This is a genomic window from Streptomyces sp. NPDC048196 (assembly GCF_040652715.1).
Taxonomy (GTDB): Bacteria; Actinomycetota; Actinomycetes; order Streptomycetales; family Streptomycetaceae; genus Streptomyces; species Streptomyces siderophoricus.
Genome location: NZ_JBEZMM010000044.1, coordinates 33,736 through 47,122 on the forward strand (window position 1 = coordinate 33,736; position 13,387 = coordinate 47,122).

Consider the following 13,387-nt stretch of genomic DNA (forward strand, 5'->3'; position numbering starts at 1 on the left):
AGACGGGGGGCTTCTGCCCCACAGAAGCAGCGTTGCCGGGTGCGCGTCGACGTCTCGCTCACGCTCTGCGCGCTCTCAGATCTCACGGACGCCCCTACGACAGAAGGCCGGTGGATACCGGTCTGACCAGGTTGAAGACCTCGCGGGCGGCATATCGCTTGAGGCATCGGAGGATCTCACGACGGGTCTTGCCCTCCCGGGTGCGGCGTTCGTAGTACCCCTGGGTGCGGGGATCGAAGCGCAGCCGGGTGAACACGATGCGGTGCAGAGCGGCACGACCATGTCGTCGCCGACCTGCGGTCCCGGCGGCGTCATGACGTCGCCGGCTGCCCTGTCGGAGCAGTGCGCCTGGGGCAGGTCTGAAGCAGAGTCGACGTAAGCCTCCGTGCGGTGGTGGTCCAGCGAGCCGAGCGTGGCCGTCCGGGCGGGACCTACGCGGCCGTGTCCCGGGGAGTCTGTCGCTGAGACATGGGTCTCGCGGTCCGGGACGACCCTGCGGAGCGTCGAGCCTGGGCGGAGCGGCTGCGGCGGCCGCTCGTGGCGGAGCCGCTGCGCTTGGCTCGTTCGACGACCGGGGCGGTGAGGGTGACGGGAACTCCGGAGGGGGCCTGGGCGCCGGTGATGCGGCTCAGTGCGGCTTCCCCGGAGCGGACGTGGGTGGACTGTGGAGTGATGCCCGCGTCGGACATCAGGCGGTCCATCTCACGGCGCTGGTTGGGCAGGACGAGGGTGACGACGCTGCCGGACTCGCCTGCCCGGGCGGTGCGGCCACCGCGGTGCAGGTAGTCCTTGTGGTCACTGGGCGGGTCGACGTTGACGACGAGGTCCAGGTTGTCGACGTGGATGCCGCGGGCGGCGACGTTGGTGGCCACCAGGACGGTGACATGGCCGCTCTTGAACTGGGCCAGGGTGCGGGTGCGCTGGGGCTGGGACTTGCCGCCGTGCAGGGCGGCGGCGCGGACACCGCTCTGCAGCAGGTGCTCGGTGAGCTTGTCGACGGCGTGCTTGGTGTCCAGGAACATGATCGACCGGCCCTCGCGGGCGGCGATCTCAGTGGTCGTGGCGTGCTTGTCTGCGCCGTGGACGTGCAGCAGGTGGTGTTCCATCGTGGTGACCGCGCCGGCTGAGGGGTCGACGGAGTGGACCACCGGGTCGGCGAGGTAGCGCCGGACCAGGAGGTCGACGTTGCGGTCCAGGGTGGCCGAGAAGAGCATGCGCTGCCCCTCGGGCCGGACCTGGTCGAGCAGTGCGGTGACCTGGGGCATGAAGCCCATGTCGGCCATCTGGTCGGCCTCGTCCAGCACGGTGATGCCGACCTGGTTCAAGCGGCAGTCACCGCGCTCGATGAGGTCCTTGAGCCGCCCCGGCGTGGCGACCACGACTTCGGCGCCGCCGCGCAGCGCGCTGGCCTGCCGGCCGATCGACATCCCGCCGACGACGGTTGCCAGCCGCAGCTTCAGTGACCGGGAATAGGGGGTGAGCGCGTCGGTGACCTGCTGAGCCAGCTCCCGGGTGGGAACCAGAATCAGGGCCAGGGGCCGCCCCGGCTCGGCGCGCCGGCCGGCGGTGCGGGCCAGCAGGGCCAGGCCGAAGGCGAGTGTCTTGCCCGAGCCGGTGCGCCCGCGGCCCAGAACGTCGCGCCCGGCCAGCGAATTCGGCAGCGTGGCGGCCTGGATCGGGAACGGGACCGACACCCCTTCCGCGGTCAGCGACGCCAGCAGCGCGGGCGGCATGTCCAGTTCCGCGAAGGTCTCGGCCGGGGGCAGGGCGGGAGTGCGCGTGACGGGCAGGGCGAACTCGCCCTGCCGTGCGACGGGACGACGCCGATTGCCGCCGGAGCGGTTCGACGGTTGCGAGCGGTATCCGCCGCGGCCGGAGCCGGAGGAGCGGGTACGAGCGTTGCGGTCATTGGTACGAGCTGTGCGGTTCATGGAGAACCTTCCTCGATGCGGTACGTCGAGGAATTCCCGGCGACTCAATAAGTCGCACACAAAGAATCACAAGGACGAACCGATGAAAAGAGATGAAACGAAGCGGGGCGGAAATATGCTGGCCCAGCGCGTCGGATGGAGAAATTCGGCAAATGCCACAAAGAACAGCGATAAAATTGCCGGATCATGAAGCTACTGGGCGGATCATCGTCCCGCCCGCGCCATAGGGGGCAGGGATTTTCACAACCGCCCCACGCCGCTCGTGCGGTCGTTGCGGCTCACAGGGAAGCACGCAAAAGCAACGAGCTGGGGCCCGCACCCAAGGTGCGGGCCCCAGCTTCGTATGTACGCGTCAGCGTCGACAGCGTCAGGCGGGAACGATGTTCTCGGCCTGCGGGCCCTTCTGGCCCTGCGTGACGTCGAAGTTCACCTTCTGGCCCTCCTGCAGCTCACGGAAGCCCTGGGCGGCGATGTTCGAGTAGTGGGCGAAGACGTCAGCGCCGCCACCGTCCTGCTCGATGAAGCCGAAACCCTTTTCCGAGTTGAACCACTTCACGGTGCCAGTAGCCATGTCATATCTCCTTCGGGGCAGTGCCCGGAGCCCACACCGTGCGGGCCCCGTGTCGCCGCGATGATTACCCCGCCGGGAAATACGCCGGAAAGCACAAAAGCGCTCTCGCCGAGTACGACGGCGAGCGCACTTGAAGTCATCGGGAACCACAACTGCAACTGACGTCAACGCTAGCACGGTACTGGTGACCATGCACAGCACACCTGCTCCCGACGCTTTCGAGGGCATAAAAAACCCCTCTGCGTCGGTAGTCATTTCTGCAGTTGCGACACGAGATATTCGGCGTCGGCGCTCAGCCTCTATCCGGCCGGAAAAGCATCGGTCCCGTCATCCAACGCTCAGGCTCCGCAGGCAACGGACCGGGCACCAGGCGTCTCACCGTGCGGGCGATCCTGGCGGCGCGCAAGCACCTTCCGCACTGCCCCGAACGGCTTGCTGCTCACAGCGCGCCCTACGGCCAAGCCCTCCCCGGGCCGACGACCGCCCCGAGCCCTGCCGCACCCGGGGCCTACGACCCACCGCGCCGGGCGGCGGGAACAGCCTGATTCTGTTCCTGCAGCCGAGTGAAATCTACGATGGTCGCAGTAGACATTCCCGCTTCATGTGGCTAACGTTTCTCTCGTAGCCAACGACGTCAGTGAGGCGCGGCAGACACGAACTGCCGCGAGCAGGACACGGCATGGCAGTGGAGTCGCGGGGCCGGGACTGTGCACGAGGGCCCCACCGCTGACTGCCGTGCCGGGCGGCTTTCAGGGCCGCCGAGCATGACCGCACGACGGCAGCACCGAAGAGAAGTAAGAGAAAGAGAGGAGCAGGCACCATCAGGATCGCCCGAGCGAGGACCCAGCCCGCTCGGGTACCGCAGGCCCCGGATTGGAAGGTGGTCCCCGGTCACGCAGCTGCGATCCCCGCATCCCCGCCCCCTCGGGCGCGCATGCGGAAACAGAAGGCCGGTGCCCGGCACCGGTAGATGGTGTTGAAACCCTCGGGGCCCTGGTGCCGTATGGCACCAGGGCCCCTCGACGCGTCCTATGAAGAGGTTCAATGACCCGAGAGACCCCCTCGCGCGCCACCGACAAATTCGATGACGACGACTACCCCGCCTACACCATGGGCCGCGCCGCGGAGATGATCGGCACCACGCCGGCCTTCCTACGGGCCGTTGGCGAAGCCCGTCTCATCGTCCCCTTGCGTTCCGAAGGCGGCCACCGCCGCTATTCCCGCTACCAGCTGCGCATCGCGGCCCGCGCCCGGGAGCTCGTCGACCAGGGCACCCCGATCGATGCCGCCTGCCGCATCGTCATCCTCGAAGACCAGCTCGAAGAGGCCCAGCGACTCAACGAGGAACTGCGCCGGCGCGCTGCCGAACCGAGCCAGCCCACCGGCCCCTGACACTCACCGACGGCTGACCGCCTCGCCACCCTCGGCCCTCGCCAACTGGGGGTGGACAGCACGCCGCACCCCCGCGCGCCGGTCGGTCACGGACAGGTGGCGATCACCCTCATCTGTTCGCTTTTTACCAGCCGTGGCTATGACCAGAACGCCCTGGCGACCGTCTGCGGGCGCTGGGGATCGCCCCCGCCATCCGCCCAGCGACACCCGCCACGGAACCGGGCAGGGCACCTACAGATGGGTTGTTGAGTGCACCTTCGCTTGGCTCCCAAAGGTGGTGACAGGTGGCGACCCATGCACATGCGTCAATCCGCCCTGCACCACCTCTGAGCTGCATAGATGCCGACCACCCCCCTGCACCCGCCACGTGCCCCCGAACCCGGTGCCACTGGAAGCCGAAGAGGCAGTGGCCCGCGAGGCCCGGGCCGCAGGACACCGGGGCGGAGCCGGCCCGGCTGCGGACCGAGCACACCCAGCTGCTCACAGCAGAGAAGGAGTGGTCGCTCGCGCGCGAGAACCTACGCCGGACAGCGGCCTGTTCCGCGAAGGAGATGAAGCGAAGACCTGCCGCTGGGACTATCGAGGGGCTGAAAGCGGAGCCCCAGACACCCACCGCAAGGCGCCATGATCACCGATGCAAGAAGCCCCGCCGGAGAAAACAGGCGGGGCTTCGTCGTGTCACCAGATCTCACACGATTCGCACAGACCCCATAGACGCCTCCGCATCACTAGGCTCCGAGCTGAACTTACGCACCCCGCCCTGGACTTGCTGTACGCCGCAGGACACGGGTGACGACCTGTGCCATGTGGTACCCAGCCCGGCACCGAGGACGAGTACGGGGGCGTCGCCTGGACCGTCGATCCGGTGCTGCAGGGTCTGCTCACTCACCCGACCACGCTCCCACTCCATGATGCGATCCTGACACCCGGGTCAGGAAGAGCTGTCGAAACGTGGCCGCCGAGCGCGCCTGGAGGCGGGATCTGCGCAGGTCAGAGCCTCACCGTGGAGACTTCGTGGACGACCGGGAGACCCGACTCGTCGCAGCGCCCCATGATTCGCTGGTACGGATCTGGTACGGATGCGGCGCCTTGCTCGTGATCAGTTCGATACCGGGGTCTCCCGGCCCGGAGAAGCGGGACGTGTGCTCCGCGATCCGCGATCCGCGATGGGCGAGGGGTAGAGCTCAACTGCGGTGCGACGGCGGTCCGGAGGGGGCTGGGGACCCCTTCGCTCCGTGCCAGGCCAGCAGCGACTCGACGAAGGTGGTGAGCCGTTCGGCGATGTGGTCCACGCTGCCGTTCTGCGCGCTCACCTGCGCTCCCTCCAGGGCGAAGGTGAGCTCCGCTGCGGCCCCTTCGGGATCGGTGAGTTCGGCGGCGGTGCACATGGCGGTGAGACGGCGGAGTTGCCGCGCCTTGTGCGCTTCGATCACCTGGCGCGCGGGATGGTGGCGATCGGGCAGCTCGGCAAGGGAGTTGACGAAGGGGCAGCCGCGGTGTGTAAGCGTCGACAGGGTGTCGGCGACGAATGCGGCCACGCCCTTGATCTGCGCCCGGGGGTCGTCCGGCCACCGTTCCTCGATCGTGTCGAACGCCGAGACGTAGTCGGCCGCGACGATACGCAGCCACTGCGCCACCAGTTCGTCCTTGGTGCCGAAGTGCCGATACAGCGCGGCTTTGGTGGTTCCTGCCCTCTCCGCGACGGCCTGGACGCCGACCCCCCTGATGCCCTCGGAGTGGAACAGCTCCTCAGCCGCATCCAGGATGCGCTCGCGCGGCGGCAAGGTGGCCACCCGCTCCGCACGGCCCGGCCGCACCGTCTTCGCCATGCCCGATCCTCCCGACTCGCTCCGTACGTCTTGCGCTGATCGCTCTGAACGTCTTGCCCTGAGCGCCTTTTCGGCTGCGTCCCTCTCACGCTACGGTACCGGACGGTCCTGCACGATACCGATCGGTATCACATGGGACCGTCCGGTATCGCATGCCGCATGGCAGAGGAGTTCTCATGAAACTGTCGGAGTACGTGACCTATGACGCCGTCGGGCTGGCCGAGTTGGTCGCTCGCGGTGAGGTGACCGGCGCCGAGCTGGAGGCGGCCGCGCTGGAGGCGGTCGCCGCCGTCAATCCGCTGATCAACGCGGTCGTGGAGACCTGGCCGGCGGAGCCTGCGGAGGGGGCGGGGGCCGCCGACGGGGCACCGTTGGCCGGGGTGCCCTTTCTGCTCAAGGACCTGGGTGTGTCGATGGCGGGCAAGCGGGTGGAGCTGGGCAGTCGGCTCGCCAAGGGCAATGTCGCGTCGGCGGACTCGTACCTGATGCGGCGCTTCCGGGAGAGCGGGCTGGTGACCATCGGCCGCACCACGACCCCGGAGTTCGCCTACGGCATCACCACCGAGGCCGTGCTGTACGGGCCGACCCGCAACCCCTGGGACCTCGGCCGCTCGCCGGGCGGCTCCAGCGGCGGTTCAGCGGCCGCGGTCGCGGCCGGTATCGTGCCGATCGCGCACGGCACGGACGCGGCGGGCTCGATCCGCATCCCGGCCGCCAGTACCGGCCTGTTCGGGCTGAAGCCCACCCGGGGCCGGGTGTCCATGGGGCCCGATGTCGACGAGATCTTCAACGGCCTGGCCGTGCAGGGCGGCATCAGCCGCACGGTGCGCGACAGCGCGGCGCTGCTCGACCGGATACAGGGCCCGGAGAGCGGCGACCCGTACTTCGCCGCACCGCCGGAGCGCCCCTACTCCGAGGAGATCACCCGCTCCCCGGGCCGCCTGCGCGTCGGCGTCATCGCCCAGGGCGGCGGCCGTCGCCGCAGCGAGGGCCCGGTGCTCGACGCGCTGTCCCGCACCGCGGAACTCCTCGCCTCGCTCGGCCACCACGTACAGGAGGCCACGCTTGATCCAGGGGTCGGCTGGGAGCAGTTCGTAGGGGCCAACGCCCAGCTCTGGACGGCCAATCTGGTCCCCTGGCTCGATGCCCTGGCCGCCGCCTCCGGCCGGCCCATCGATCCGTCCACCGTCCAGACCGAGATGCTCGCCAGCTACGCCTGGGGCCGCCAGGTCACCGGCGCCGACTTCGTCAGTGCACTCGGCGTACGCAATACCGTCGCCCGCAGCATCGGCCGCCACTTCGACCGCTACGACGTGCTGCTCACCCCCACCCTTCCCGAACTGCCGCCGCGCCTGGGCGTCTACGGCGAGGCCGTCGAGGATCTCGACGGCCTCGGCTGGATCGACCGGCTCTTCGACCGCTCCCCCTTCACCGCCTGCTTCAACGTCGCCGGAACTCCGGCGATGTCCGTACCGCTGACGTCCGACCCCGCCACCGGACTGCCCATAGGCATGCAATTCGCTGCCGCCTACGGACGCGAGGACACCCTCTTCCGCCTCGCCGCCCAGCTCGAAGAGGCTGCCCCGTGGTCCCACCGCACGCCGGCTGTCTGGGCCGGCTCCCACTGATCATGCGCTGACCTCGCCATAGATGTCTGCCGGTGTACCGGTCCTGGGTCAGTACGGCGCGCGCCGCGTCCGGGTTCGGCTTCGGTCCCGCGTCCGAGTTCGGGTTCGGCTTCGGGCCCGCGCCCGGGTCCGGGTCCGGGCCAGCGCCGCCGTGCCCAATCAGGCGGCACCATGTCCGACAGCAGCGGCCCCGTGCGCACCTTCCCGGACATCGGGAGAAATACCCCCTTGTTCCGAATTAGGGGGTTGTGTGTATCGTCCTCAGAGGCAGTTCCCGCACGCGATGGGACTGGGAGACATGATGAAGAAGATCATTGCCATAGCGTTCATCACCGCACTGCTCAGCGCCGGAGGCGCCGGCATCGCCTCCGCGGCCACGGCGTCGCCCGGGTCCACGCCGCATCAGGGCACCGTCACCACGACGTTCCACTGTCCAGCCCCGCGTGGCACCTTCACGATCACGGCCGACCCATGGGTGATGGGCCAGTACGAGTGGTACTACGGCGGGCAAGGCTGCACGTACGCGTCGTAGTCGCTGGGCGCTCCGTGGTCGCACTGCTCCCGAGGGAATCGGCAGGATGTGACTGGCCTTGAGCTGGTTGATCGCCTGGGTTGGGGCGTTGACCCGGTTTCGTGGCTCCGGCCGATGGCGCGCGGAGCGAGTTGGGGTGATGACGGCTTCATCACCCTGAGTCTTCCTCGCCACGAGACGTTGCCGTTGGCGCCCTCCCGGTAGGCGGCGTAGCCGTTGGCGCGCCAGTCGGAGGCCGGGCCAAGCAGTGTGATCAGCCCGTTGGCGATGGCGTCGGCCACGAGGCGCATCGGGCCGTCATGGCTCGGGTCGACGAGCTCGCGGTCCGCGTACTCGGCCCACTCGGCCAGCCACATGCCGAGGTCCGCAGCCGCCGAACCGCGGCCACAGTGAGGGGTGAGCCGCCGGCCGTGGCGCAACCCACCTGCACCGAGAACACTGCCGAACACATGGGAAGTTCCCGAAGACCAGCCGGGTAGAGCGCTCGGCCGGGGCGTCCCAGCCGAGCGTCCTCCGGCGGGCTGCGTCGTGTCACCCGCGCGCCCGCCCGCTTCCGGCGTACGTACCGCCTTCGCGCCTCGCCAGCGCCGGCGCCGCGATCGCCACCGCCACCGAGATCGCCCTGCTCGTCCTGGTCGGCTCGGTGCCGCGTCCGGGCTGCCCTGGTAGCCGTCTGCGGCAGCCCCCGGCGGGGGCCGGCGCACTCCGCGGCCGCCCCCGGCGTGTGGGGGCCGGCCACTCCGGGACGCCAACAGCCTGCTGCGGGCCGTCAGTTCCGTGCGCCGGCCAGCAGCGTGCGGTACCAGCCGAGTGTGTCGTCGAGCGTCGCTTCCAGGGGTGCCGGGCGGTGGCCGAAGGACCGCTCGAACGCCGAGGAGTCCACGATCTGCGGCTCGGTGTGCTGGTAGAACATCTCCGCGTACTCGTCCATGAAGGTCGCGTCGAACGGGCCGAAGGGGCGGGGCTCGGTGAGTACCACCCGCCGCAGCGGTCGGCCCACCCGCTCCTCGATCATCGAGTGGATCTCGCGGGTCGTACGGGCGGGCGCGGTCGGCAGATGCCACACCCGGCCGTCGCCTTCCGGGTCTTCGCCGAGGACGGCCAGTCCCTTCGCCACATCCTGGATGGCCGTGTAGCTGTGCGGGAGGTCGATGTCGCCCAGCCCGAGGACCTCACCGCCGGTCAGCGCGGGCGGGAAAACCGCGCCGCCGAGCGTCGAGTTGAGCACGCCGGGGCCGACGAAGTCGGCCGACCGGCCGAGGACGACACGGGCCCGCCCCGCACGGTGAGCGGCGAGATATGCCTCGTCCAGCTGTGCCCGCATCGCTCCCTTGCGGCTCGTCGCCCGCCAGGGGGTGTCCTCCGTCATCACCTCGCCCTGCGTCGGGCCGTACGGATACAGCGTGTCCAGGACGACCAGCCGTGCCCCCGTGGTCCCGACGGCAGCCAGCACCGCCTGCTGGACCCGGGGCATGACCTCGGTCTGCTGGTGATAGGCGACGTTCACGCAGTGGTACACGACAGCGGCGCCCTCGACGGCGGTCAGCGCCCCGTCGTGCGTACTCACATCGGCGGCCCGGCACTGCACGCCGTCGGGGGCACCTTGCGGCGCCGAGCGGCTGACCAGCCGTACGGCGTGCCCCCGGCGGGCGAGCTCGGCGGCGAGCGTGATGCCGGCCGGACCGGCACCCAGAACGGCATGGAGGCGACGAGGTGCAACAGACATGGCGGTTCCTTCACTGCGGGACGGCGGATGGCTGGGATCGATCGGATCAGAGGCGGGTGAGGACGGTGGGGCAGGTTGTCGCTTCACCGCATCACTTCTGTTAGAGACCATAACTCTTGCGAGTCATCATCGCAATCGAAGTGGTGGTTACGATGAGCGAGGACCGCTCACACCTGCCGTCCGCCACCCCGCAACACAGGAGGAGCACATGGCCGCCGAGGTGCGAAGCCCCCGAGCGCGCTACCGCGAGCAGAACCGTGCGGAGATCAAGGCGGCCGCGCTGCAGCAGCTCGCCGAGGGCGGCATCCAGGCCGTGGCACTCACCCGGATCGCCAAGGACATGGGGCTGTCCGGGCCGGCCCTCTACCGCTACTTCGCGGGCCGGGACGACCTGCTGGGCGAGCTGATCCGAGACGCCTACGACGACGTGGCGCAAGCCATCGCGCGGGCCGACGACGCCTCCGCCGGGGACGCGCGGGCCACCCTGCACGCCCTTGCCGGCGCCTACCGGAGCTGGGCCGTCGAACAGCCGCACCGCTATCTCCTGATCCAGGGAACGCCGCTCCCCGGTTACGCGGCTCCGCCCGACACGCTCCAGCGCGCGCGGGCCGTCCTGGGGCCGTTCCTGAAGGCGTTCGCCGCCGGCCGGCCCACCGAAGCGCTACGGCCGGTCGCCGCCGAGATGGACGCCTGGCTGCGCGAGGACGACGGTGTCGCCGACTGGGTGGCGCAGCACACCGGGCTGCCGCCGCACGGCAAGGCTGCGGGCGCCGCCCTCGCCGGTACGGTGCTGGCCTGGTCGCAGCTGCACGGCACGGTCGGCCTGGAGGTGTCCGGCCAGTACGCCGGGATGGGGCACCACGCCTCGACCTTGCTCACCGCGCAGATCGACACCCTGGCCGACTCCTTCCGGCTCTAGACGGACGACCGCCGCCTTCAGATGTGCCCTCAACGGCGTGAGCCGCCCGGCACGGTAGGGGGCACGAGACGCCGCAGAGTTCGCCGGGAGCAGCGCCCTTCACCGCCGTGGAACGGCTCCCGGGGACTGTGGTCGCGCCGCGCACGTATCCGGGGGCCTGCCCGGGGAGTTGTCGGTCGGGAGGCGCCGGCCGGGGCGTCATTCAGCCGGCCGGGGGCGTCGTTCAGAGGCGTTCGGTCGGGACGCCGGTGGATTCGTGTCAGGGGGAGGGTTCGATTCCCCACGTGGCGGCCCGGGCGGCGGCGGCCGCGCGGTTGGGGACGTCGAGCTTGGTGAGGATGTGCTCGATGTGGGTGGCGACGGTGCGCGGTGTGATGTAGAGGCGTTCGGCGATTTCGCGGTTGGTGCGGCCGGTGGTCAGTTCGGCCAGTACCTGGAGTTCCCGTGGTGAGAGGCCGCCCGGCCGCCGCGGGTCCAGGCGCCGCGGATCCGCGGCGGTGTGGTCCGCGGCGGCCTCCTGGGGTTGCGGGGTGGTGCGGGGGGCGACGGCGGCGGCGAGGGACTCGGTGAGGAGGGTGACCACGGCGCGTGCCGGGTCGGGTGTGCGCCGCGGCCGGCGGCTGCTGACGTTCAGCATGCCGACGTACCGGCCGTCGGCGTCGAACAGGCACTGGGCCACCCCGTCCTGGATGCCGAGCGGAGACAGCACCTCCAGAAAGCCCGGTGAGGCTGCCAGGAGGTGCCGGGGAACGTCCCTCAGCCAGAGACCGCCGCGGGCCGGACTGTGGAGGACCGGGAAGACCGGGTCGTGGTGGAGTCGGGTCTCGATATAGCTCGTGGCGTCGTCCGGGTAGCTGCCGGCCAGGGTGGTGTGGCGCCGGCGCAGCGGGTCCCAACGGGTCAGGGAGGCATGGTCGTATTCCATGACCTCCGACAGCGCCGCCAGGACCGCGTCGAGGCCGGCCGCGCCGCTCGTGGCGCTCCTGGCGGCCTGGCGGACGTGCACGGCCGCGTCCAGGATGTCTGCCGTGCTCCGGTTGGCTGCCATCCTGCAAGGATGATCATGTGGAGGGGGTAGGTCAATCGCGGAGGGTGTCGTGCACGACCTGCCCGTCCATGACGGTCAGGACGACGGGCAGGTCCGGGATGTCGTGGGGGTCGGCGGCGAGCAGATCCCCGTCGAGCACGCAGAGGTCGGCGACCTTGCCGGGCTCCAGGGAGCCCTTCCAGTCGTCGGCGAAGTCCTGCCAGGCCGCGTCGATGGTGTACGTGCGGACCGCTTCGGCGAGGCCGATGCGCTGTTCGGGGCCGCTGACCCGGCCGGTGGCCTTCGACTCGCGGAGCATCATGGTGGCGATGCCCTGACGCCAGTCCGGGTGGGTGACGGGGGCGTCGGATCCGCTGGCGACCCGCACGCCGGCGTCGATGGCGTCCCGGTAGGGCCAGGCGTACGCGGCACGTCCGGAGCCGACGAAGTCCTCCTCCATGTCGGCGACGGTCCACTTGATGGTGGGGTTCATGTTGACGCCGAAGCCGTGTGCGGCCAGCACCTTCATGCTGTGCGGGGTGAGGAAGTCGCCGTGGATGAGGTAGTGGCGGGCGTCGGGGCGCGGGTGTTCGGCCATGGCCGCGGCGAAGGCGTCCGCCACGGTGTCGATGGCCCGGTCGCCGGTGACGTGGACGCCCATTTGGTGCCCGGCGATGTGGGCATGCCGGATCATGGCGTCGATCTCGGTGATCCGCTCGGCGTCGGTCCCGCCGCCGACGCACAGGGAACCGCTGCCGCCGCCGACGTACGGCTCGTGCATCCAGGACGTCTTGTTGGGGACGATGCCGTCGGCGAATATTTTGACTCCGTGGATCGCCAGGCGGCGCGGATCGGCGGCGGTCCCGCCGAGGGCGGTGAGCGTGCGGGCGAACTCCTCAGCGGTGCTCGTCATGCCGGTGGGCAGGAGCAGGACGCCGACGCGGGCGGTCAGTTCGCCGTCGGCCAGGAGCCGGTGGTAGACGTCGAGGGTCTGCCGGCCGAGTGCGCCCCGCATGATGCCGTCGCCGCCGGGGCCGAGCCCGGGCTCGGTGTAGCTGGTCACGCCGAGCCGGGCGAGGGTGGCGAGGGTCGACCGGATCGCGTCGGTCCGCTCCTGCCGGCTGAGTGGCGGCAGGGCATCCTGGACGAGGGCCTGGGCCCCCTCGTGCAGCAGCCCGGTCGGCTCCCCGGCGTCGTCCGTGACGATGGCCCCGCCGGGTGGGGCGACGGTGTTCCGGTCGATGCCGATGAGCTCCAGCGCCTTGGAGTTGACCCAAGTGGCGTGGCCGGAGAAGGAGTACAGGACGACCGGGTGGTCCCGGCTCACGGTGTCGAGGTCGTGCCGGGAGGGCTGCCGCGAGGGATCGGTGACGCATTCGTCGAGGTAACCGGTGTCCCAGCCGTGGCCTGTGATCCACTGCCCGTCCGGGGCCCGCCCGACGGCCTGCCGTACCGCCGCGGCCACGTCCGCGAGGGAGGAGACGGCGGGGTGACCGAGGTCGAGGGAGAGCGGCGGGCCGGCCATGCCGAAGGCGCATCCGTGGAGATGGGAATCGTTGATACCGGGAAGCAGCGTCGCCCCGCGCAGGTCGATGACGCGGGTGTCCGGGCCGACGAGCGGCGCGACGTCCTCCCGCCTGCCCACGGCACTGATGATCCCCCCGGTCACCGCCAGGGCCGAGGCGACGGTGAACCGCGCATCGACCGTGACCACCCGCCCGCCGAGAAATACCAGGTCCGCGTACGTGTCCACAGAAAGAGTCCTTTCGAAAGGCGGCGGGTGCACGACAGCCACCCGCAAACGATCTTTCGAGGACTATGACCGGGCCCCC

At 70.2% G+C, this 13,387-nt stretch carries 10 protein-coding genes; 4 read left to right on the plus strand and 6 right to left on the minus strand.

What is annotated here, in order from left to right; genetic code table 11:
• Window positions 1-431: 431 nt before the first annotated feature.
• Together AB0E02_RS30680 and AB0E02_RS30685 are read right to left on the minus strand one after the other, a co-directional pair.
• Window positions 432-1,931, minus strand: a complete 1,500-nt coding sequence (locus tag AB0E02_RS30680) for a DEAD/DEAH box helicase (RefSeq protein ID WP_362145182.1) — start codon at window positions 1,929-1,931, stop codon at window positions 432-434.
• A 367-nt stretch (window positions 1,932-2,298) separates the two neighbouring features.
• Entirely contained in the window at window positions 2,299-2,502 is a 204-nt protein-coding gene (locus tag AB0E02_RS30685) for a cold-shock protein (RefSeq protein WP_362145186.1), read from the minus strand.
• 1,044 nt (window positions 2,503-3,546) lie between these two features.
• Here AB0E02_RS30685 and AB0E02_RS30690 point away from each other — a divergent pair.
• The gene (locus AB0E02_RS30690) at window positions 3,547-3,894 is read left to right on the plus strand and encodes a MerR family transcriptional regulator (RefSeq protein ID WP_362145189.1); all 348 of its coding nucleotides are present in this window, start codon (window positions 3,547-3,549) and stop codon (window positions 3,892-3,894) included.
• A 1,184-nt stretch (window positions 3,895-5,078) separates the two neighbouring features.
• Here the strand turns inward: AB0E02_RS30690 and AB0E02_RS30695 are convergent.
• Window positions 5,079-5,723 (minus strand): helix-turn-helix domain-containing protein, encoded by a 645-nt coding sequence (locus AB0E02_RS30695; protein ID WP_362145191.1) that lies wholly within the window; start codon window positions 5,721-5,723, stop codon window positions 5,079-5,081.
• Window positions 5,724-5,899: 176 nt separating this feature from the next.
• Between AB0E02_RS30695 and AB0E02_RS30700 the strand changes: the two genes are divergently transcribed.
• Together AB0E02_RS30700 and AB0E02_RS30705 are read left to right on the plus strand one after the other, a co-directional pair.
• The gene (locus AB0E02_RS30700; protein ID WP_362145195.1) at window positions 5,900-7,351 is read left to right on the plus strand and encodes an amidase; all 1,452 of its coding nucleotides are present in this window, start codon (window positions 5,900-5,902) and stop codon (window positions 7,349-7,351) included.
• A 298-nt stretch (window positions 7,352-7,649) separates the two neighbouring features.
• The gene (locus tag AB0E02_RS30705; protein ID WP_362145197.1) at window positions 7,650-7,883 is read left to right on the plus strand and encodes a hypothetical protein; all 234 of its coding nucleotides are present in this window, start codon (window positions 7,650-7,652) and stop codon (window positions 7,881-7,883) included.
• A gap of 769 nt (window positions 7,884-8,652) precedes the next feature.
• On the opposite strand, the gene AB0E02_RS30710 is transcribed toward AB0E02_RS30705, so the two are convergent.
• Window positions 8,653-9,609, minus strand: a complete 957-nt coding sequence (locus AB0E02_RS30710) for an NAD-dependent epimerase/dehydratase family protein (protein WP_362145200.1) — start codon at window positions 9,607-9,609, stop codon at window positions 8,653-8,655.
• Window positions 9,610-9,817: 208 nt separating this feature from the next.
• Here AB0E02_RS30710 and AB0E02_RS30715 point away from each other — a divergent pair, with 208 nt between their 5' ends.
• Window positions 9,818-10,528, plus strand: a complete 711-nt coding sequence (locus tag AB0E02_RS30715; protein ID WP_362145203.1) for a TetR/AcrR family transcriptional regulator — start codon at window positions 9,818-9,820, stop codon at window positions 10,526-10,528.
• A gap of 259 nt (window positions 10,529-10,787) precedes the next feature.
• Here the strand turns inward: AB0E02_RS30715 and AB0E02_RS30720 are convergent, their stop codons facing one another.
• Complete coding sequence (locus tag AB0E02_RS30720) at window positions 10,788-11,576, minus strand: LuxR C-terminal-related transcriptional regulator (protein WP_362145206.1); 789 nt, start codon at window positions 11,574-11,576, stop codon at window positions 10,788-10,790.
• Between the two features lie 31 nt (window positions 11,577-11,607).
• Complete coding sequence (locus AB0E02_RS30725; protein ID WP_362145209.1) at window positions 11,608-13,308, minus strand: amidohydrolase; 1,701 nt, start codon at window positions 13,306-13,308, stop codon at window positions 11,608-11,610.
• Window positions 13,309-13,387: the final 79 nt, after the last annotated feature.